The following is an 18,888-nucleotide window of genomic DNA, read 5'->3' on the forward strand; positions in this document are numbered from 1 at the left end:
CGGGTGAACCCGCTCCCACAGGTACCCCACTGCCTTCAGGTCCAGTGAAGCAGCCTTGTACTGCGAAGGGGCCAGCAATGCTACAGAACACCTTCTGTCATACCGGCCTCTTCGCGGGCACGCCCGCTCCCACAGGGAACACGCAGCATTCAGCCCTGTGGTATTCCTGTGGGAGCGGGTTTACCCGCGAAGAGGCCGGCACAGGCAACAAATACCTTCAGGCCCTGCGCGGGTTGAGGATCATCAAGGCCAGCACCCCCGCGACAATCCCCCAGAACGCCGAGCCGATCGAGAACAAGGTCAGCCCCGAAGCCGTGACCATGAAGGTAATCACCGCCGCCTCCCGCTCACGCGCCTCGCTCATGGCCACGGTCAGCCCGTTCATGATCGAGCCGAACAGCGCCAGCGCCGCAATCGACAGCACCAGCTCTTTCGGCAGCGCCGCAAACAGCGCCGCCAGGGTCGCGCCGAACACCCCGGCAATGCCATAGAAAATCCCGCACCACACCGCCGCGGTGTAACGCTTGGCCGGGTCTTCATGGGCATGCGGCCCGGTGCAGATCGCCGCGCTGATCGCTGCCAGGTTGACCCCGTGCGAGCCAAACGGCGCCAGCAGCAGCGAGGCAAAACCGGTAGCCGAAATCAGCGGCGAGGCCGGCACCTGGTAGCCGTCTGCGCGCAGCACGGCCACACCCGGCATGTTCTGCGAGGTCATCGCCACCACGAACAGCGGAATGCCAATGCTGATGGTCGCCGCCAACGAGAAGCTTGGCGTGGTCCACACCGGTGTGGCCGCTTCCAGGTGGAAGCCGCTGAAGTCCAGCAGGCCCAGGGCGCCGGACAGCGCCGTGCCCACCAGCAGCGCGGCCAGTACGCAGTAACGCGGCGACAGGCGCTTGACCAGCAGGTAGCTGAAGAACATGCCCAGTACCAGCAAGGTGCGGTGCTGGGCGGCAACGAAGATTTCGCTGCCGATCTTGAACAGGATGCCCGCCAGCAGCGCCGAGGCCAGCGAGGCCGGGATGCGCTTGACCAGGCGCTCGAAGCTGCCGGTCAGGCCACAGATCAGCACCAGCACGGCACAGGTGATGTAGGCGCCGATCGCCTCGCCATAGCTGACCCCGCCCAGGCTGGTGATCAGCAAGGCGGCGCCGGGGGTGGACCAGGCCACGGTGATCGGTGTGCGGTAACGCAGCGACAGGCCGATGCTGCACACCGCCATGCCAATCGACAACGCCCAGATCCATGAGGAAATCTGCGCGCTGGTCAGCCCGGCTGCCTGGCCGGCCTGAAACATCAGCACCAGCGAGCTGGTATAGCCGGTGAGCATGGCGATGAAGCCGGCGACCACCGCCGATGGGGAGCTGTCTGCCAGGGGCCGCAGGCGTGCGGAAGTGGCATCGGTCATGAACAAAATCCTTGTAAAGGTGTAAGCAGTTTTTTCAGACTACAGCGAGCAAGGTTGATCCTTGCCATACAGCGGCCATTGCTTTTAGCCGTACAGTCGCCAACTATTGGGCGCAAATGCAGAACTGCTTGGGAGTGGAAGGGCGATGTACAAGGTCTATGGCGACTACCAGTCGGGCAACTGTTACAAGATCAAGCTGATGTTGAGCCTGCTGGGCCGGCCGTACGAATGGCACCCGGTGGACATCCTCAAGGGCGAGACCGAAACGCCCGAGTTCCTGGCGATGAACCCCAACGGCAAGGTGCCAGTGCTGGAGCTGGAGGACGGCAGCTACCTGTGGGAGTCCAATGCCATTCTCAACTTCCTGGCCGATGGCAGTGAGTTCCTGCCCACCGAGCCGCGCCTGCGCACCCAGGTGTTGCAGTGGCAGTTCTTCGAGCAGTACAGCCATGAGCCGTACATTGCCGTGGCGCGTTTCATCCAGTTCTACCTGGGGTTGCCGGACGAGCGCCTGGAGGAGTACCGCAAGCTGCACAAGGGCGGTTACAAGGCGTTGAGGGTGATGGAACGGCAGCTGCAGATGACGCCGTACCTGGTCGGCGAGCAATATTCGATTGCCGATGTGGCGTTGTATGCCTACACCCATGTGGCGCAGCAGGGCGGGTTCGACCTGGCCGACTACCCGGCGGTGCGGGCGTGGCTGGAGCGGGTCAGCAGCCACCCACGGCATGTGCCGATGGTGGGCTAGTTTCTAGCCTGTGCCGGCCTCTTCGCGGGTGAACCCGCTCCCACAGGGATATCACTGGACCTGAGGTCAGCGGGGTACCTGTGGGAGCTGGCTTGCCGGCGATAGGGCCAGTACAGGAAATCTACAAACTGTCAGGCCGAAGCGAACCGCTCATCCAGATAGGCAATGATCGCCTTGGACTCATACATCCAGGTCACCTTGCCCGCTTCTTCGATGCGCAGGCACGGCACTTTCACCCGGCCGCCACCTTCCTGCAGGGCCTGGCGGTGCACCGGGTTGTTCTTGGCATCGCGCAGCGCCACCGGCACGTTCAAACGGTGCAGGGTACGGCGTGTTTTGACGCAGAACGGGCAGGCGTGGAACTGGTACAGCGCCAGGCCCTGGGCCGCTTGCTCGACGCGGGCCTGGGCGGCGGCGTCGCGCTTGCGCTTGGCCGGGCGGCTGATCCAGTCGCCGAACACGATGAGCTGGCCGAGGCCAACCCGCAGGGCTTTGACGATCATGGGCAACTCCTGAAATGAAAAAGCCGACCCGGCAGGGTCGGCTCGGGGTCAGCAGCCAATCACTTGATCAGGCTGAGGAACTCGCTGCGGGTGGCGGCGTTTTCGCGGAACTCACCCAGCATCACCGAGGTGATCATGGTCGAGTTCTGCTTCTCGACACCGCGCATCATCATGCACATGTGCTTGGCTTCGATGACCACGGCAACGCCGGCGGCACCGGTTACCTGCTGCACGGCCTCGGCAACCTGGCGGCTGAGGTTTTCCTGGATCTGCAGGCGGCGGGCGTACATGTCGACGATGCGCGCCACCTTCGACAGGCCCAGTACCTTGCCCTTGGGCAGGTAGGCCACGTGCGCCTTGCCGATGAACGGCAGCATGTGATGTTCGCACATCGAATACAGCTCGATGTCCCGGACCAGCACCATTTCGCTGTTGTCAGAGCTGAACAGCGCGTTGTTGGTGACTTCTTCCAGTGTTTGCTCATAACCGCGGCAAAGGTACTTCATCGCCTTTGCAGCCCGCTTGGGCGTGTCGAGCAGGCCCTCACGGGAGACGTCCTCGCCAATCTGGCTGAGGATCTCGGTGTAGTTCTGTTCCAGGGACATGGATCTACCTGTGGGAAAAAATCGCAAAAACGAAGGGTACGGCGGTGAGGGCGGCGCTGCAAGCGCGGCGTTACTCGTCGCGGCCTTCGAGCATGGTTCGCTTGAGCATCACATACACCGCGCCGGTGCCGCCGTGGCGGGCGTTGCACGAGGCAAAACCGAGCACCTGCGGGTGCTGGCGCAGCCAGGTGTTGACGTGGCTCTTGATCATCGGGCGCTTGCCGTCCAGGCGCGCGGCCTTGCCGTGGGTCACCCGCACGCAGCGCACTTCCAGTTTGGTGGCTTCGGCGATGAAGTCCCACAGGGTTTCGCGGGCCTTTTCCACGGTCATGCCGTGCAGGTCGAGGCTGCCCTCGAACGGGATCTGCCCCAGCTTCAGCTTGCGCAGCTGGCCTTCCTGCACGCCATCGCGGCGCCACATCAGCTCGTCTTCGGCACCAACGTCGATGACGAACTGGTCGGACATGCCGTCGATCACCAGCGCCTTGTCACTGCGCACCGTCGCCGCCTGGCGCAGGCCGGCCAGCTTCTGGCGGTCGGCCTTGGGCTTGCCGACTTCGGCGCGGTCGTGGCGGATCGGTTTGACACCGCGCACTTCGGCTTTGAACAGGGAAAAATCGTCGTCTTGCATGATGCCTCCACGTGGGCGGCGTAGTTTACGCGACTGTGGGGGCTTGTGCAGCTTGTGCCGGCCCTTTCGCGGGTAAACCCGCTCCCACAGGGATATCACCGGACCGGAGGGCAGTGGGGGCCCTGTGGGAGCGGGTTTACCCGCGAAGAGGCCCGCACAGGCGACAAAAAATTATCAGTCGTGTTTCTTCATCAGGTGCGGCGACAGGTTCAGTTCCCGCCCGCGACGCAGGCGAATGCGGCTGTGCCGCCAGAAGCGCACGCCCAGCCACAGCAGCAGCAAGCCGGCCACGGTGAGGATGCCGGAAAGCGGCTTGTTGGCATTGAGCTCCGCCAGGGCAGGGTAGTTGCCCAGCAGGCCGGCGACGCCGGCCATCGCCAGCAGCACGCCCAGGGTCGCCAGCATGGCCGACAGGCCGGCCGCCAGGCGGGCGCCCCAGTTACGCGGTTCGCGCGGGCGCAGGCGCTTGGCGTCGAAACTGCCTTTGAGCTTCATTCCGCTCTCCTCTGTGGATATCCGGAATTGGACCTGGGGCCGCCCATCGGGTTCCGCCCGGCTGCCGGGCGGTTGCCTGGCTGATCAGATCAGGCTGGCGGTGGGGGCCACGCAAGCGAAGTTGTCGGCCATCACGGCCATTTCGCACTGGTGGATCTGCGCGGCCGGGATCACCCCATCCTTGAATGCCAGGTCGCGGGTAGCCGAAGCGTCTTCCACCAGGGTGCAGCGGTAACCATAGTCCTTGGCGCGGCGTACCGTGGTGCTGACGCTGGAGTGGCTCATGAAGCCGCAGACGATCAGGTCCAGGTGGCCCAGCGCCTGCAGGGTTTCATGCAGCTGGGTGTTCTTGAATGCGTTGGGCATGCGCTTTTCGATGACGATTTCGCCTTCCAGCGGCTCCAGCCCCGGAATGAACTGGCCGGCCGGCCCTTGTGGGTCGAAGCGGCCACCGACAGTGCCCAGGTGGCGGACGTGGATGATCGGACGGCCGCTCTTGCGCGCGGCGTCGAGCAACCTGGCGATGTTGGCCACGGCCTCGTCCATGCCCGACAGCGCCAGGGGCCCGCTGAGGTACTCCTTTTGCGCATCGATGATGATCAGGCTGGCGTGGCTCAGCTTGGCCGGCGGGTAATCGCGGCCAGTGAGGCGAAACATCGTGGTTGGAACGGACATCAAGGGCTCCTTGGATAGGGCTTTTGTATACCTATTCTCCCCTGCCTTGGCGCCAATGGGAATGGTTGACAACGCAAGCGGCATGGTTACTGGCTTGTGGCTAGCCTTTGGGCAAGGCAAAGGAACAAATGTGCGGGTGGGGCTGTTAGACTTTTGTCCGGTCTGAATTAGGAGTACCCCGTGATCACATCCCGCCTGCGCACGCTGCGCGACTACATCCGCTGGGCGGTCAGCCGCTTCCACGAGCACGACCTGTTCTTCGGCCATGGTGCCGACAACGCCTGGGACGAGGCCCGCCTGCTGGTTCTGGGGGCGGTGCACCTGCCGTGGGAGGTGGCCGACAGCTACCTGGACTGCATGCTCGAGGACGACGAGCGGGTACGCCTGCAGCACCTGCTCAAGCGCCGTATCGAAGAGCGCGTGCCGGCCGCCTACCTGTTGGGCGAAGCCTGGTTCTGCGGCATGTCGTTCATCGTCGACGAGCGCGTGCTGGTGCCGCGTTCGCCGATTGGCGAGCTGATCGAGAAACGCTTCGAGCCGTGGCTGGCGAGCGAGCCGGCGCGCATTCTCGACCTGTGCACCGGTTCTGGCTGCATCGGCATCGTTGCCGCCGACGTCTTCCCCGAGGCCGAGGTAGTGCTGGCCGACCTGTCGTTCGAAGCGCTTGAAGTGGCCAACCAGAACATCGAACGTCACGGCCTGGACGGGCGCGTGTATACCGTGCAAGGCGACGGTTTTGGCGGTTTGCCGGGGCAGCGTTTCGATCTGATCCTGTCCAACCCGCCGTATGTCGATGCCGAGGACTTCGACGACATGCCGGCCGAGTACCACCACGAGCCGGAGTTGGGCCTGGCCTGCGGCAACGATGGCCTGGACCTGGTGCGGCGCATGCTGGCCGAAGCGGCGGACCACCTGACCGACAAGGGCTTGCTGGTTGTCGAGGTGGGCAACAGCCAGGTGCATGTCGAGGCGCTGTACCCTGAGGTGGACTTTGCCTGGCTGGAATTCGAGCGCGGCGGGCACGGGGTGTTCATGCTGACTGCCGAGCAGTGCCGCCAGCATCAGGAGCTGTTCAAGGCCCGGGTCTGACTCCAGGGCCTCTTCGCGGGTAAACCCGCTCCCACAGGTATGGCGTTGCCCTCAGGTGCGACGCAGTTCCTGTGGGAGCGGGCAAGCCCGCGAAGCAGGCGACGCGGTGTCAGCGCGTGGCAATCCAGATCAGCAACCCCGCCTGGAACACCGCAAACGCCACCAGGCAGGTAATGGTAAAGCGCAACCCGCTGTCTTCACGCTGGTACTTGGCTACCCGCTCATCCCGCTCACGCAGTTGCCCTTCCTTCTCTTGCAATTGCTGGTCAGCCTGCTGCAGCAGGCCGGCAGCATCCAGTATCTCCACTCGCTGCAAGCGCTCGCTGTTCCACGCGCCCTTGAGCTGGCCCACCGTCATTTCCACGGTACGGCCCTTGAGGTGCTGGCTGTCCTCGTATTCCACCTCGATCCCCACCCCGCGCAGGCAGTGGTCACGACGCAGGCGTGAGTCTTCGTTCAGCGCATCCTTGCTCGGCAGCGCCATGCCCTCGATCCGGTAGTGCGACCACTTGCGCTGCAGCCACTGCGCGGCCTGGGCCAGCAGGAAACGGCCCAGGCCACGGTTCAAAGGTTCCAGTTGCAGGCCATGTTCATCGCCAATGCGCACCAGGCGCGTGGCGTGGTCGACGCGTATGTCCAGGCGGTTCTTTTCCTTGTGTACCTTCTGCCCGGGCAGCTGGACTTCCATGCGCAACAGGCTGTGGGCCTGGTCATGGCGCTCGGCATAGCCGAACTGCACAAAGCGCAGCGGCCGCGCGCCGGTGTTGCGGTCGGTGGGCAGGGCGGCCAGGCGCAACAGCTGGAAATGTTCGACGGCCAGCTCGGCCCAGGGCAGGGCGGCGGTTTCCTCGGGCTCTTCGGCCGGCTCTACGGCGGCGGGGGCGGTTGTCATCAGGGCTTGTCCTTGGATACGAGCATGCGGCAGGGGCTGCTGTGCAGCCCATCGCCGGCAAGCCAGCTCCTACAGGGACCGCATGGCATTCAGGCCTGTGGTATTCCTGTGGGAGCTGGCTTGCCGGCGATGGGGCGCGCCAGCGGCCCCAATGTTCCGCTGATACCGAAATTATCGGCCGTACCGGCCAAGACCTGAGGCTCAGGCAGAAGGCAAATGCTGAATAAACGTCACAATCTGCTCGCCAAGCTCCCTGGCCAGCGGCAGTTCAGGGTTGAGGTAGCTTTCGCGCTGCTGGCTCATCGCCTTGGGGCTGATGCGCAGCATGTGGTTCATGCCATCGATCAGCACCAGTTGGGCGTCCGGCTTGGCCGCCTTCAGCCGTTCGGCGTCGACCACGCTCACCTGCACATCGTTGCGCCCCTGCACGATCAACGCGGGCATGGGCAGCCGGGCAAAGGCCGCCGCCGGGTTCTGCTGGAACAGCGAAATCAGGTAGGGCTGCACGCTGGGGCGGAACACCTGGCGCAGCGGCGCCGGTACCTCCAGGCTGGTCTGTCCGGCCTGCAGGCGGTCGAGCAGGGCACTGCCGCCGGCCAGTTGCGCCGGCGGCAGGCGCTGGGCCAGTTGCTCGCGCAGCACCTCGGCCAGCGGCCGACCGCTGCCGGCCAGGGTAATCACCGCGCTGGCGCCGGCCTGCTCGGCGGCCAGGCTGGCGATCAGTGCGCCTTCGCTGTGGCCGATCAGGATCAACGGGCCGAAGCGTGGGTCGGCCTTGAGCTTGTGGCTCCAGGCGACCACGTCGGCCACGTAGCGATCCACGCTGAGGTCACGCTCGTCGGGCGTGGCCGGCTGGCTGGCGGCCACCCCGCGCTTGTCGTAACGCACGCTGGCGATGTGCTCGCTGGCCAGCAGCAGGGCCAGGCGCTTGAGGTTGTCGACCCGGCCTGACGCCGGGTTGTTGCCGTCACGGTCGGTGGGGCCGGAGCCGGCGATGATCAGCACCACCGGCGGCGGGGTGGCCTGTTGCGGCAGCAGCAGGCTGCCGTGCAGCACGCCCTGGCCGGTGTCGAGGTCGATCGGGCGCTGCAGAACAGTGGGGGCGGCGGCCTGGGCCAGGCTGGTACACAGGAGGAAGAAGAGGGCGACGAGGCGCGACATCATGCGGTACTACTTGGGGAGATGAAGGTTTGACCCAGTGTGGGTGGGAAGGTTCTCGGACCGTGCATGCAGGTTCGGTCTCTTCGCGGGTAAACCCGCTCCCACAGGTACAGCACAATTTTCGCATCTTGTGATGACTCTGTGGGAGCGGGTTTACCCGCGAAGAGGCCAGCACAGGCGATCAATCCATCTGTATACTGCCGCTTTCGTTCACTTCAGGCAGATCTCGCGGAGCGTCCATGTCCGGCAATACCTACGGCAAGCTGTTCACTGTCACCACCGCTGGCGAGAGCCATGGCCCGGCGTTGGTCGCCATTGTCGATGGATGCCCACCGGGTCTGGAAATTTCCCTCGCCGACCTGCAGCACGACCTCGACCGGCGCAAGCCCGGCACCAGCCGGCACACCACCCAGCGCCAGGAAGCCGACGAGGTGGAAATCCTCTCCGGCGTGTTCGAAGGCCGCACCACTGGCTGCTCGATCGGCCTGCTGATTCGCAACACCGACCAGAAATCCAAGGACTACTCGGCGATCAAGGACCTGTTCCGCCCGGCCCACGCCGACTACACCTACCACCACAAGTACGGCATCCGCGACTACCGCGGCGGTGGCCGTAGCTCGGCCCGCGAAACCGCCATGCGCGTGGCCGCCGGTGCCATCGCCAAGAAGTACCTGGCCACCCAGGGCATCACCGTGCGCGGCTACATGAGCCAGCTGGGCCCGATCGAAATCCCGTTCAAGGCCTGGGAGGCGGTGGAGCAGAACGCTTTCTTCAGCCCTGACCCGAGCAAATTGCCCGAGCTGGAGGCCTACATGGACCAGCTGCGTCGTGACCAGGACTCGGTGGGTGCCAAGATCACCGTGGTCGCCGAAGGCGTCATGCCGGGCCTGGGCGAGCCTATCTTCGACCGCCTGGACGCGGAACTGGCCCACGCGCTGATGAGCATCAACGCGGTCAAGGGCGTGGAAATCGGCGCCGGCTTCGCCAGCGTGGCCCAGCGCGGCACCGAGCACCGTGACGAAATGACGCCGGAAGGCTTCCTCAGCAACAATGCCGGCGGCATCCTCGGCGGTATTTCCTCGGGCCAGCCGATCGTTGCCCACCTGGCGCTGAAGCCGACCTCCAGCATCACCACCCCGGGCCGCTCCATCGATGTCGACGGCAACCCGGTGGACGTCATCACCAAAGGCCGCCACGACCCGTGCGTGGGCATCCGCGCCACGCCGATCGCCGAGGCGATGATGGCCATCGTGCTGATGGACCATCTGCTGCGCCACCGCGCGCAAAATGCCGATGTGAAGGTGAATACCCCGGTGCTGGGCCAGCTCTGATTCGCCAGTACTGGCCTCTTCGCGGATAAACCCGCTCCCACAGCAATATCACTGGGCCTGAGGGCAGTGAGGTACCTGTGGGAGCGGGTTCACCCGCGAAGAGGCCGGCACAGGTCCCCACAAGGCCACCCCATGCAACCAATCCCCTACTGGCGCCTGTCCAGCTTCTACCTGTTCTACTTCGCCCTGCTCGGTTCCACCGCCCCGTTCCTGGCGCTGTACTTCGATCACCTGGGCTTTTCTGCGGCACGCATCGGCGAGCTGGTGGCCATTCCGATGTTGATGCGCTGCATCGCCCCCAACCTGTGGGGCTGGCTGGGCGACCGCACCGGCCAGCGCCTGCTGATCGTGCGCCTGGGCGCGCTATCTACCCTGGCCACCTTCGCCCTGATCTTCCTTGGCAAAAGCTACGCCTGGCTGGCGCTGGTCATGGCCCTGCACGCGTTCTTCTGGCATGCGGTGCTGCCGCAGTTCGAGGTCATCACCCTGGCCCACCTGCACGGGCAGACCGCGCGCTACAGCCAGGTGCGCCTGTGGGGCTCGATCGGCTTCATCCTCACCGTGGTCGGCCTGGGCCGGCTGTTCGAGTGGCTGAGCCTGGATATCTACCCGGTGGCGCTGGTCACGATCATGGCCGGCATCGTCGCCGCCAGCCTGTGGGTGCCCAATGCCCAGCCAGCGGAGCAGGGCGAGCGCAGCGGCGCGGGTGGTTTCCTGCAGCAGCTTCGGGCGCCCGGGGTGGTCGCGTTCTATGCCTGCGTGGCCCTGATGCAGCTCAGTCACGGGCCGTACTACACCTTCCTCACCCTGCACCTGGAACACTTGGGCTATACCCGGGGTGCCATCGGTTTGCTGTGGGCACTGGGGGTGGTGGCCGAAGTACTGGTGTTCATGGCCATGAGCCGCATCTTCGCGCGTTTTTCGGTACAGCGGGTGCTGCTGGCCAGCTTCGTGCTGGCGGCGCTGCGCTGGCTGTTGCTGGGCAACCTGGCCGATGAGCCGGCGGTGCTGGTTTTCGCCCAGGTGCTGCACGCGGCCACCTTCGGCTGCTTCCATGCCGCCAGCATCGCTTTCGTCCAGGCCAGCTTCGGCGCCCGTCAGCAGGGCCAGGGCCAGGCGCTTTATGCGGCGCTGTCGGGCACCGGTGGTGCGCTGGGGGCGTTGTATTCGGGCTACAGCTGGAACCTGCTGGGCCCCACCTTCACCTTTGGTATGGCCAGTGCCGCAGCCTTGGCTGCAGCCGTTATCATTGCCCTTTGTTCGCAACCGACCAGGACCCGTCCCTGATGAGCATTCTCTGCGTTTTCCACCCCTCCAGCCCGGACCTGCCGAACAAGGTGCTGACCCACCACGACGATATCGTCGTCACCCTGGCCGAGCAGGGCGTGCGCTTCGCCCATGCCGAGCATGGCCTGCGGGTGCGCCCGGGCACGGCTCAGGATGAGGTGCTGGAGGCTTGTCGCGAGCACCTGGACCAGTTGATGACCGCGCATGACAGCAAGGCCTTCGTGGTGCTCAACCGTGATGGTGAGGCCCCGGCGCAGGTGGATGTGCGCGATGAGCATGTGCATGACGCCGACGAGGTGTTTGCCGTGGTCAGCGGGCGGGCACAGGTTGGCCTGCGTTTGGGGGATTGGGTGTATTCGGTGCTGTGCGAGAAGGGTGACCAGCTGGTGATGCCGGCGGGGACCCGGCGCTGGGTCGAGCTGGGCGATACACCGTTTTGCCTGGCGTTACGGTTGTATGGCAGTGAGCAGGGTATGCAGCCGAGGTTTACCGGCGATGTGACTGCGCGGGCGTTCCTGGGCATTGATGAATTGTGATGGCTTTGCCGGCCTCTTCGCAGCACAAGGCTGCTCCTACAGGGCCAGTGTTACCGGTACCTGTAGGAGCAGCCTTGCGCTGCGAAGAGGCCAGATCAACCAACTCAAAACTTAGCGATAAGTCGGCAAGGCAAACCGCTGCTGGCTCTGCAGCATCGAAATCACCGGCAACTCGCTGGCCTGCTCGGCCAGATCCCGGCGAATCGCACTGATCGCCCACGAAAGCTGCTCGGCGCTGTGCAGTTGCGCATAGGTCAACACCCGGCGGGTGACCTTGCCGTCAGCAGCGCGCAGGGTCAGCATCACTCCGCCGTCGGGGCGGGCCTGGGTATCCACCTGATAGGCCGAAAATACCGAAACGAACTTTTCCTGGATGAGGTCCATATCAACTCCTGGCTGTTGCGTGGCAGACATGAGTTGATGTTTGCAGTGACCGTGCCAGGATGTTTTTTCTGAAAAATCTCTTTGAATTCAGTAGGTTGCGTTTATCTGCTGAAAGCGTTGTCGTGCAACCTGCACGGTCGTGCATTTTGCACAGTGCATATTGCACGACTCGCCGCCAGCTATCGGCCCGATAGAATCTGAACCTTTGACCCGGCAGCCTTGCCTGACAAAAACTTGGGCAACGATTTCTGCCAGGAGGTTCCAAATGTCCAGCCAACCCACGCCCGCCACCATGACCGACGACGAAACAGCCGCCTTTGCCGAGCAGGTGTTCGAGCGTGCCCGCCAGGGCGATGCCGAGATGCTCGGGCGCCTGCTGGCCAGCGGCCTGCCGCCCAACTTGCGCAATCACAAGGGGGACACCCTGCTGATGCTGGCCAGCTACCACGGCCACCACGATGCAGTGCGGGTGCTGCTGGCGCATGGCGCCGACCCGCTGATTGCCAACGATAACGGCCAGCTGCCCATCGCCGGCGCTGCGTTCAAGGGCGACCTGGCCATGATCCGCCTGTTGCTGGAGCACGGCGTACCGGTGGACGCTACCGCGCAGGATGGCCGCACCGCGCTGATGCTGGCCGCCATGTTCAACCGCAGCGAAATCCTCGACTACCTGCTGGCCCAGGGTGCCGACCCGGCCCGTCAGGATGCCCGTGGTTCCACCGCGCTGATGGCAGCGCAAACCATGGGCGCCGTGGACGCTGCAGCGCGCCTGCAAGTGCTGGCCGGCTAACCGCAAGGGGGCATTTGCGGCTATCCTTGGCGACTTTTCACCCGTCGCAGGCCCCCTTTCATGAAAACTCAGTTGCTCGAATTCATCCGCCTCATTGCCGCTGGCTGCATGCGTGAGGAAGACATCGAGCGCATCGCCGACGAGGCCGCCCAGGCCTACGCCGACCCCGCCGCCTTCCTGTCCGCCAACCCCGACATCAACTACGACGACAGCTTCCCCATCCCTCTGGGCGAATGGGTGGTGCTGGGCAGCCTGCCGGACACCGTGGTGTTCCAGGCCGATAGCTACCAGGAGCTGTTTCAGCAGATCAGCGATTCGTTCGATCAGAGCGTGCCGTTCACCCTCAAGCCCAAGCAACTGGCCCGCACCGAGCCGCTGACCGCACTCAACCGCATCCAGGTGCAGATGGGGGCGCTGAACAAAGAGGCGGGTGGTTACGTGCTGCTCAACTTCAGCCAGTTGCTGGATGACGAGCTGCAGATGGTGATGGTGGGGCAGAACGACCTGGCGCGGGTGCTGGAGCTGGGGGCAGAGGTGGGGATCAAGGTCGAGCCGGCGCTGGAAGCACTGAAGGTCGCCGTGCACATCTGATTTCATCTTCTGCTTCTTCGCGGGTAAACCCGCTCCCACAGGGATATCACTCCCCTCAGGCCTAGTGATATCCCTGTGGGAGCGGGTTTACCCGCGAAGTGGCCGGCAGGCAGCTTCAAGCTTCAGCCCAGCGCAGTATCCAGGAACATCATCACCGCAAACCCACCCATCAACCCCAAAGTCGCGGCCGTCTGATGCCCATTGCGGTGGGTTTCGGGAATCACCTCGTGGCTCACCACAAAGATCATCGCCCCCGCCGCCAGCCCCATGCTCACCGGGTAGGCCAGGGCAAAGCCGGTCGAAATCCCCAGGCCGATCACCGCACCCAGCGGCTCCATCAGCCCCGACCCGATCGCCACCAGCGCGGCCTTCAGGTTCGACAACCCGGTGGCGCGCAAGGCCAGCGCCACGGCCAGCCCCTCGGGGATGTCCTGGATGGCGATGGCGCTGGTCAGCGGCAGGCCGATGTTCATGTCACCATTGGCAAAGCTCACGCCAATGGCCATGCCCTCAGGCAGGTTGTGCAGGGTAATCGCCAGCACGAACAACCACACCCGGCTGATGCGCTCGGCTTCTGGGCCACAAGGGCCGGTGCTCTCGTGTTCATGCGGGGTGAAGCGATCCAGGCCCAGCATCAGCAGCACGCCTAGGCCCATGCCCAGCACCACGGTAAAGGCCGCAGCCGGGCCGTTGCCGGTGATCTCGCGGGCGGCGTCCAGGCCTGGCAGAATCAGCGAAAACGAACTGGCCGCCAGCATCATGCCGGCGGCAAAACCCAGCATCACATCCTGGGTGCGTGCCCTGACATCGCGCAGCACCACCGCCAGCACCGCGCCCAGCGCCGTGGCGCCAAAGCCGGACAGCCCGCCCAGTGCGGCCAGGTGAAGATTATCGGCGTGGTCGCCGTTCACCGCGTTCCACAGGCTCGCCCCCAGCAGTACCAGTACCACCAGCATGCTCAGGGCCAGGCCTGCACCAATCCAGGGGTTTTCGTGCATCTGTTGGCGCCAGGCGCTGACGGGCGAGGGCAGGGCGACGCTGTGGGTATGGGCGGGGGGCATGGCAACCTCGAAATCGATGGATACAGCAGTTTAAGCAGTGACCCACGCAAACGGCCAAGGATTCCCTTCTATTGACGTGATAGCTGACTATGCTGTGCAGCAAAAGCCTTTCACGGGAGATTTGGCATGGGGTCGACGTTCAACAGCCTGGTCGGGCTGATCATTCTGGCGCTGGATATCTGGGCCATCCTCAATGTGATCAAGAGTGGCAGTGAAGTGGGCATCAAGGTGTTGTGGATCCTGCTGATCGCCTTGCTGCCGGTGGTGGGCCTGGTTATCTGGGCGATCGCCGGGCCGCGGGGGAATGTGCGGATCTGAATGCCTGTGCTGGGCTCTTCGCGGGTAAACCCGCTCCCACAGGGATATCACTGGGCCTGAGGGGAGTGGAGTACTTGTGGGAGCGGGTTCACCCGCGAAGAGGCCATCAGGGACAAAAACGGCAACACCCCCGTGACAAAATTTTCACATTGGTTTAAACAGAATCCGCACCCGCACAATGCTGCGTTGGTATACACCTGCGCCATCTCCGCAAACCCGCAATCCTAGGACCTTCCCATTCATGGCTAACCCGGACGCCTTGAAGCAACGGGGCGCGCGAGCGTCGTTCTCGCCCACCCTGAAATCCCACCTGGCCTACACCCTGCTCAGCGGCCTGGTGATCATGCTGATGCTCAGCCTCGTGCGCCTGGCGCTGCTGGTCTACAACAGCGACATGATCGGCGATACCCCCAGCGCGACCGTCGCCGAAGGCTTCCTCAACGGCTTGCGCTTCGACCTGCGCGTGGTGGTGTACATCAGCATTCCGCTGCTGCTGGCCATCCTCAGCCCCTGGGCCATGGCCCGCCGTGGCCTGTTCCGTTTCTGGCTGACCATCACCTCGAGCGTGGTGATGTTCCTCGGCCTGATGGAGTTGGACTTCTATCGCGAGTTCCACCAGCGCCTCAACGGTCTGGTGTTCCAGTACATCAAGGAAGACCCGAAGACCGTGCTGAGCATGCTCTGGTACGGCTTCCCGGTGGTGCGCTACCTGCTGGCCTGGCTGTTCGGCACCTGGCTGCTGAGCTTGCTGTTCAAGGGCATCGACCGCATCACCCGGGGCAACGGCGCCGGCGAGGTCACCCTGCAGCGCCGCGCGGCGCCGTGGTACAACCGCCTGGCAGTGTTCATGGTGATCCTGCTGGTGGCCGTGGTCGCCGCCCGTGGCACCCTGCGCCAGGGCCCGCCAATGCGCTGGGGAGATGCCTTCACCACCGATTCCAACTTCGTCAACCAGCTGGGCCTGAACGGCACCCTGACCCTGATCGATGCTGCCAAGAGCCGCTTCGGCGAAGACCGCGCCAATATCTGGAAGCCGGTGCTGGAGCAGGACGTGGCCACGCAGAGCGTGCGCGAGCAGCTGCTGACTGCCAACGACACCCTGGTCGATGCCGACGAGGCTGCCATCCGCCGCGACTTCGTGCCGCCGGCCGAGCGCACCCTGCCGATCAAGAACGTGGTGGTGATCCTGATGGAAAGCTTCGCCGGCCACTCGGTGGGCGCGCTGGGCAGCCCCAACAACATCACCCCGTACTTCGACAAGTTGGCCAAAGAGGGCCTGCTGTTCGACCGCTTCTTCTCCAACGGCACCCATACCCACCAGGGCATGTTCGCCACCATGGCCTGCTTCCCCAACCTGCCAGGCTTCGAATACCTGATGCAGACCCCGGAAGGCGGCCACAAGCTGTCCGGGCTGCCAGCCCTGCTCAGCGCCCGCGATTACGACGATGTGTACGTCTACAACGGCGACTTCGCCTGGGACAACCAGTCCGGTTTCTTCGGCAACCAGGGCATGACCACCTTCATTGGCCGGAACGACTTCGTCAACCCGGTGTTCTCCGACCCGACCTGGGGCGTTTCCGACCAGGACATGTTCGACCGCGGCAACGAAGAGCTGGCAAAGCACGATGGCAAGAAGCCGATCTACGCGCTGCTGCAGACGTTGTCCAACCATACCCCCTACGCGCTACCCAAGGACCTGCCGGTAGAGCCGGTAACCGGCCAGGGCCGCCTGGACGAGCACCTGACCGCCATGCGCTATTCGGACTGGGCGCTGGGGCAATTCTTCGAGAAGGCGCGCAAGGAGCCGTACTTCAAGGAAACCCTGTTCGTCATCGTTGGCGACCATGGCTTTGGCAACCACCAGCAGGTCACCGAGCTGGACCTGGGCCGCTTCAACGTGCCGCTGCTGCTGATTGCCCCGGGCATCCAGGAGAAGTTCGGTGCGGTCAACCATACCGTGGGCACCCAGGTCGACATCGTGCCGACCATCATGGGCCGCCTGGGTGGTCAGGCTCGTCATCAGTGCTGGGGCCGCGACCTGCTCAACCTGCCTGAGGGCGACCAGGGTGTGGGCATGATCAAGCCATCGGGCAGCGAGCAGATCGTCGGCCTGGTGCAGGGCGACCGCATCCTGATCGAGTCCAAGGACATGACCCCGCGCATGTACCGCTACCAGCTGGGCAGCGAGTTCAAGGCCGAGCTGATCGAAAGCCCGGACCAGCCGGAAATGCTGAAGAAGCTGGAAGCGTATATCCAGACCGCGACCAAGAGCCTGCTGGATAACACCGCCGGTGTGGTGCACGGCACACCGAAGTAAGGCTGCAACAGAGGCCGCTTTGCGGCCCATTCGCGGGCATGCCCGCTCCCACAGGGATATCACAGGGTCCGAGGGCAGTGATATCCCTGTGGGAGCGGGTTTACCCGCGAAGAGGCCGGCACAGACTGAACATTCTCACCGCCCCAAGGTCATTTATTCAGGCATCACACACCCGATGTTCGTTGACTGAGAGGGGTCGTTCGATGAAAGAGTGGGAAGTCATCTTTGCCGATCAGAAAGGCGTGCTCACCACCCTGACGCTGCGCGGCGACCAGTGCCCCAGCGAGGAGGACGCTGCGCGGGCCATCCGTTCGCACCTGTTCCCGGTGATGGACGAGCTGGACCTCAACGACTTCCAGGACCGCACTGTTTCACCCACCGCACGCTGGCTCAAGGAACAGAGTGGCGTGACCATCACCAGCATCCAGGAAACGCCCTGAACCACACGTTTGCGTGGTGCCCTGGCAGGCACTACGCTGCATGAAGGTGCCGGCCTTTTCTGCGGGTTGGCACCGCATCCCTTCGCGTCTTGCATCAGCTCGAACTGCCCGGCCGCTGCCGGCAGGTGCGTAGTGCACGGAAAGTCTATCCATCGCATTATTCAGGAGGACGTTTCATGAGCAGCCAGAACGACGATATCAGCAGCAACGTCCTGCGCCAGATGAAGGCAGGCGGTTTCGACTTCACCCAGATCCACCCCATCGAGTTCTACGCCATATTCCCCGACGAAGCAGGGGCCCGCCGCGCGGCCGGGCAGTTTCGCGGTGAATCGCTGAATGCCCAGGTTAAGGAGTTGGGCGACGGTGCCTGGCATCTGGAACTGAGCAAGGTCATGTATGCCACCCATGGCGGGATTGGCGACTTCGAAGAGGCCTTCGAGCAGCTGGTGACACCTTATGGCGGTGAGGTGGAAGGGTGGGGGGTCAAGCAGGAGCGGCCCATAGCCTGAGATTTTGGGAATTTGGGGCCGCTTTGCGGCCCATCGCGACACAAGGCCCCTCCTACAGGCGTGCGCGTACCCTTGTAGGAGCGGCCTAGTGTCGCGAAAGGGGCGCAAAGCGCCCCAGTTTCTCAAGGCCTGCGCCCAGCCATATGCCTCAAATAGGCCAGCAACTCATCCAGCTCCGGCTCACTCAAGACACTTTCCGCAAACCCCGGCATCTTCGCCTGCGGCCACTGCCGCAGGCTCTGCGGGTCACGAATCAGCTGGCGTAGATATTCAGGCCGAAAATACTCGGTCGGGTTATGCGGCACGTTCAGGTCCGGCCCCACCTGCGCATCCCCCGCGCCGTTCAGCCGGTGACACGCCAGGCAGTTCTGCTGGAACAAGGCAAAGCCCCGGCGCACCGGGCTGTCAGCCGGCAGCTTCGGGTCGGGCAGCAGTGCCGGCAAACGCGCCTCGACAGAGGCCAGCTTGCGAATCGTGGAAATCTGGAACGGCCACTGCTCCGGGCGGATGCCGCTGGCCTGCGGTGCAGTCCACACCAGGTAGAACGGCCCCGCACTCGGCTTGCCCTGGCCCAGCGGTGGCCATGGCCGGCCCGGCTCCTCCACCGCCAGCCAGGCCTGTGCCGGCCCGTGCTGCAATAGTGGCGCCGCTGGCATTTCGGCGGCAAAACCGTCCAGCGCCACCGCCTGCAGGTGGTCGTTGGCGCTCACACCGTCCAGCAGCACGGCCAGCGGCACCGCCCGGTAACGCATGGGCTGCTTGTAGGAAACGTCCTGGTCGATGCTGATGTCCCGGGCTTGCGGGTGGTCGAGCAGTTCGGCACTGCTCCACTGGCGCGTCGTGGCACCCAGTTCAAGGTGCAGTTGCGCCGCCGACAGCGGCAGGCTCAGGAGCAACACTAACAGTGCAAGGCAATGGCGCATGGGTAATCTCCGACCATCAAGGCCAGCAGGTTACCTGTGTGTTGCCTGTTGACGCCACAGCGGCAGTCAGCCGAACAAACGTGTGAGGTTCGGCAGGATCAGCAGCAAAGTCGTGGCGAAGAGAATCAGCCCAGCTTGGCGAATTTTCGATTGTCTGAACATGGCGGACCGCCTTCTTGTTGTTATTCCTGAAT

General features: G+C 64.1%; 22 protein-coding genes. 11 read left to right on the plus strand and 11 right to left on the minus strand.

Annotated elements, in window-relative coordinates:
• Window positions 1–217 precede the first annotated feature (217 nt).
• Window positions 218–1,408 carry a benzoate/H(+) symporter BenE family transporter gene (locus tag R9B85_RS19385; protein ID WP_103462873.1) on the minus strand — a complete coding sequence of 397 codons (1,191 nt, stop codon included), beginning with the start codon at window positions 1,406–1,408 and terminating at the stop codon, window positions 218–220.
• 145 nt (window positions 1,409–1,553) lie between these two features.
• On the opposite strand from R9B85_RS19385, the gene R9B85_RS19390 reads away from it, so the two are divergent.
• A complete protein-coding gene (locus R9B85_RS19390; RefSeq protein ID WP_103462872.1) occupies window positions 1,554–2,156 on the plus strand; it encodes a glutathione S-transferase family protein in 603 nt (200 codons plus the stop codon).
• A gap of 131 nt (window positions 2,157–2,287) precedes the next feature.
• On the opposite strand, the gene R9B85_RS19395 is transcribed toward R9B85_RS19390, so the two are convergent.
• From R9B85_RS19395 to R9B85_RS19415, 5 genes are all read right to left on the minus strand, one after another.
• Window positions 2,288–2,659: a glutaredoxin family protein gene (locus R9B85_RS19395; protein WP_112251822.1), complete on the minus strand. Its 372-nt coding sequence runs from the start codon at window positions 2,657–2,659 to the stop codon at window positions 2,288–2,290.
• A gap of 59 nt (window positions 2,660–2,718) precedes the next feature.
• A complete protein-coding gene (folE, locus tag R9B85_RS19400; RefSeq protein WP_013971502.1) occupies window positions 2,719–3,264 on the minus strand; it encodes a GTP cyclohydrolase I FolE in 546 nt (181 codons plus the stop codon).
• Window positions 3,265–3,334: 70 nt separating this feature from the next.
• Window positions 3,335–3,895: a Smr/MutS family protein gene (locus R9B85_RS19405; protein ID WP_103462871.1), complete on the minus strand. Its 561-nt coding sequence runs from the start codon at window positions 3,893–3,895 to the stop codon at window positions 3,335–3,337.
• Between the two features lie 174 nt (window positions 3,896–4,069).
• Window positions 4,070–4,390, minus strand: coding sequence for a hypothetical protein (locus R9B85_RS19410; protein WP_112251823.1), 321 nt, complete (start codon window positions 4,388–4,390; stop codon window positions 4,070–4,072).
• Window positions 4,391–4,474: 84 nt separating this feature from the next.
• Entirely contained in the window at window positions 4,475–5,065 is a 591-nt protein-coding gene (locus tag R9B85_RS19415; RefSeq protein WP_025338152.1) for a cysteine hydrolase family protein, read from the minus strand.
• Window positions 5,066–5,245: 180 nt separating this feature from the next.
• On the opposite strand from R9B85_RS19415, the gene prmB reads away from it, so the two are divergent.
• Complete coding sequence (gene prmB / locus R9B85_RS19420; RefSeq protein WP_112251824.1) at window positions 5,246–6,154, plus strand: 50S ribosomal protein L3 N(5)-glutamine methyltransferase; 909 nt, start codon at window positions 5,246–5,248, stop codon at window positions 6,152–6,154.
• 109 nt (window positions 6,155–6,263) lie between these two features.
• Here the strand turns inward: prmB and R9B85_RS19425 are convergent, their stop codons facing one another.
• Both R9B85_RS19425 and R9B85_RS19430 read right to left on the minus strand, forming a co-directional pair.
• Window positions 6,264–7,046 carry a hypothetical protein gene (locus R9B85_RS19425; RefSeq protein ID WP_207878776.1) on the minus strand — a complete coding sequence of 261 codons (783 nt, stop codon included), beginning with the start codon at window positions 7,044–7,046 and terminating at the stop codon, window positions 6,264–6,266.
• Between the two features lie 201 nt (window positions 7,047–7,247).
• Complete coding sequence (locus tag R9B85_RS19430) at window positions 7,248–8,210, minus strand: alpha/beta hydrolase (protein ID WP_112251826.1); 963 nt, start codon at window positions 8,208–8,210, stop codon at window positions 7,248–7,250.
• A 236-nt stretch (window positions 8,211–8,446) separates the two neighbouring features.
• On the opposite strand from R9B85_RS19430, the gene aroC reads away from it, so the two are divergent.
• From aroC to R9B85_RS19445, 3 genes are all read left to right on the plus strand, one after another.
• Entirely contained in the window at window positions 8,447–9,538 is a 1,092-nt protein-coding gene (aroC, locus tag R9B85_RS19435; RefSeq protein WP_375149616.1) for a chorismate synthase, read from the plus strand.
• A 132-nt stretch (window positions 9,539–9,670) separates the two neighbouring features.
• Window positions 9,671–10,825: an MFS transporter gene (locus R9B85_RS19440; RefSeq protein WP_112251828.1), complete on the plus strand. Its 1,155-nt coding sequence runs from the start codon at window positions 9,671–9,673 to the stop codon at window positions 10,823–10,825.
• Window positions 10,825–11,361, plus strand: a complete 537-nt coding sequence (locus R9B85_RS19445; RefSeq protein ID WP_423770475.1) for an oxidase — start codon at window positions 10,825–10,827, stop codon at window positions 11,359–11,361. Before R9B85_RS19440 ends, R9B85_RS19445 begins: the two co-directional genes overlap by 1 nt.
• Window positions 11,362–11,472: 111 nt before the next feature.
• Here the strand turns inward: R9B85_RS19445 and R9B85_RS19450 are convergent, their stop codons facing one another.
• Window positions 11,473–11,745, minus strand: a complete 273-nt coding sequence (locus tag R9B85_RS19450) for a DUF3509 domain-containing protein (protein ID WP_112251830.1) — start codon at window positions 11,743–11,745, stop codon at window positions 11,473–11,475.
• Between the two features lie 265 nt (window positions 11,746–12,010).
• Here R9B85_RS19450 and R9B85_RS19455 point away from each other — a divergent pair, with 265 nt between their 5' ends.
• Window positions 12,011–12,535: an ankyrin repeat domain-containing protein gene (locus R9B85_RS19455; protein ID WP_207878772.1), complete on the plus strand. Its 525-nt coding sequence runs from the start codon at window positions 12,011–12,013 to the stop codon at window positions 12,533–12,535.
• A 60-nt stretch (window positions 12,536–12,595) separates the two neighbouring features.
• A complete protein-coding gene (locus R9B85_RS19460; RefSeq protein WP_112251831.1) occupies window positions 12,596–13,126 on the plus strand; it encodes a hypothetical protein in 531 nt (176 codons plus the stop codon).
• A 122-nt stretch (window positions 13,127–13,248) separates the two neighbouring features.
• Here the strand turns inward: R9B85_RS19460 and R9B85_RS19465 are convergent, their stop codons facing one another.
• On the minus strand, window positions 13,249–14,187 hold the full coding sequence (locus tag R9B85_RS19465; RefSeq protein WP_112251832.1) for a ZIP family metal transporter: 939 nt from the start codon (window positions 14,185–14,187) through the stop codon (window positions 13,249–13,251).
• A 126-nt stretch (window positions 14,188–14,313) separates the two neighbouring features.
• On the opposite strand from R9B85_RS19465, the gene R9B85_RS19470 reads away from it, so the two are divergent.
• From R9B85_RS19470 to R9B85_RS19485, 4 genes are all read left to right on the plus strand, one after another.
• Complete coding sequence (locus R9B85_RS19470; RefSeq protein ID WP_012271091.1) at window positions 14,314–14,505, plus strand: PLDc N-terminal domain-containing protein; 192 nt, start codon at window positions 14,314–14,316, stop codon at window positions 14,503–14,505.
• Between the two features lie 241 nt (window positions 14,506–14,746).
• Window positions 14,747–16,822, plus strand: a complete 2,076-nt coding sequence (locus tag R9B85_RS19475) for an LTA synthase family protein (RefSeq protein WP_112251833.1) — start codon at window positions 14,747–14,749, stop codon at window positions 16,820–16,822.
• Between the two features lie 203 nt (window positions 16,823–17,025).
• Window positions 17,026–17,262, plus strand: a complete 237-nt coding sequence (locus R9B85_RS19480; RefSeq protein ID WP_112251834.1) for a hypothetical protein — start codon at window positions 17,026–17,028, stop codon at window positions 17,260–17,262.
• A 176-nt stretch (window positions 17,263–17,438) separates the two neighbouring features.
• Window positions 17,439–17,771, plus strand: coding sequence for a ribonuclease E inhibitor RraB (locus R9B85_RS19485; RefSeq protein WP_003260395.1), 333 nt, complete (start codon window positions 17,439–17,441; stop codon window positions 17,769–17,771).
• Window positions 17,772–17,893: 122 nt separating this feature from the next.
• Here the strand turns inward: R9B85_RS19485 and R9B85_RS19490 are convergent, their stop codons facing one another.
• On the minus strand, window positions 17,894–18,694 hold the full coding sequence (locus R9B85_RS19490) for a c-type cytochrome (protein ID WP_112251835.1): 801 nt from the start codon (window positions 18,692–18,694) through the stop codon (window positions 17,894–17,896).
• Between the last annotated feature and the right edge of the window lie 194 nt (window positions 18,695–18,888).

Origin of the sequence: Pseudomonas sp. NLJ1 (assembly GCF_049486705.1) — a bacterium.
Classification (GTDB): Bacteria; Pseudomonadota; Gammaproteobacteria; order Pseudomonadales; family Pseudomonadaceae; genus Aquipseudomonas; species Aquipseudomonas inefficax.

Excerpts from the sequence above, each read along its gene's own strand:
- R9B85_RS19385 (WP_103462873.1), bottom strand. The coding sequence starts at position 1,408 with ATGACCGATGCCACTTCCGCACGCCTGCGGCCCCTGGCAGACAGCTCC.
- R9B85_RS19390 (WP_103462872.1), top strand. The coding sequence starts at position 1,554 with ATGTACAAGGTCTATGGCGACTACCAGTCGGGCAACTGTTACAAGATC.
- R9B85_RS19395 (WP_112251822.1), bottom strand. The coding sequence starts at position 2,659 with ATGATCGTCAAAGCCCTGCGGGTTGGCCTCGGCCAGCTCATCGTGTTC.
- folE (WP_013971502.1), bottom strand. The coding sequence starts at position 3,264 with ATGTCCCTGGAACAGAACTACACCGAGATCCTCAGCCAGATTGGCGAG.
- R9B85_RS19405 (WP_103462871.1), bottom strand. The coding sequence starts at position 3,895 with ATGCAAGACGACGATTTTTCCCTGTTCAAAGCCGAAGTGCGCGGTGTC.
- R9B85_RS19410 (WP_112251823.1), bottom strand. The coding sequence starts at position 4,390 with ATGAAGCTCAAAGGCAGTTTCGACGCCAAGCGCCTGCGCCCGCGCGAA.
- R9B85_RS19415 (WP_025338152.1), bottom strand. The coding sequence starts at position 5,065 with ATGTCCGTTCCAACCACGATGTTTCGCCTCACTGGCCGCGATTACCCG.
- R9B85_RS19425 (WP_207878776.1), bottom strand. The coding sequence starts at position 7,046 with ATGACAACCGCCCCCGCCGCCGTAGAGCCGGCCGAAGAGCCCGAGGAA.
- R9B85_RS19430 (WP_112251826.1), bottom strand. The coding sequence starts at position 8,210 with ATGATGTCGCGCCTCGTCGCCCTCTTCTTCCTCCTGTGTACCAGCCTG.
- aroC (WP_375149616.1), top strand. The coding sequence starts at position 8,447 with ATGTCCGGCAATACCTACGGCAAGCTGTTCACTGTCACCACCGCTGGC.
- R9B85_RS19440 (WP_112251828.1), top strand. The coding sequence starts at position 9,671 with ATGCAACCAATCCCCTACTGGCGCCTGTCCAGCTTCTACCTGTTCTAC.
- R9B85_RS19445 (WP_423770475.1), top strand. The coding sequence starts at position 10,825 with ATGAGCATTCTCTGCGTTTTCCACCCCTCCAGCCCGGACCTGCCGAAC.
- R9B85_RS19450 (WP_112251830.1), bottom strand. The coding sequence starts at position 11,745 with ATGGACCTCATCCAGGAAAAGTTCGTTTCGGTATTTTCGGCCTATCAG.
- R9B85_RS19455 (WP_207878772.1), top strand. The coding sequence starts at position 12,011 with ATGTCCAGCCAACCCACGCCCGCCACCATGACCGACGACGAAACAGCC.
- R9B85_RS19460 (WP_112251831.1), top strand. The coding sequence starts at position 12,596 with ATGAAAACTCAGTTGCTCGAATTCATCCGCCTCATTGCCGCTGGCTGC.
- R9B85_RS19465 (WP_112251832.1), bottom strand. The coding sequence starts at position 14,187 with ATGCCCCCCGCCCATACCCACAGCGTCGCCCTGCCCTCGCCCGTCAGC.
- R9B85_RS19470 (WP_012271091.1), top strand. The coding sequence starts at position 14,314 with ATGGGGTCGACGTTCAACAGCCTGGTCGGGCTGATCATTCTGGCGCTG.
- R9B85_RS19475 (WP_112251833.1), top strand. The coding sequence starts at position 14,747 with ATGGCTAACCCGGACGCCTTGAAGCAACGGGGCGCGCGAGCGTCGTTC.
- R9B85_RS19480 (WP_112251834.1), top strand. The coding sequence starts at position 17,026 with ATGAAAGAGTGGGAAGTCATCTTTGCCGATCAGAAAGGCGTGCTCACC.
- R9B85_RS19485 (WP_003260395.1), top strand. The coding sequence starts at position 17,439 with ATGAGCAGCCAGAACGACGATATCAGCAGCAACGTCCTGCGCCAGATG.
- R9B85_RS19490 (WP_112251835.1), bottom strand. The coding sequence starts at position 18,694 with ATGCGCCATTGCCTTGCACTGTTAGTGTTGCTCCTGAGCCTGCCGCTG.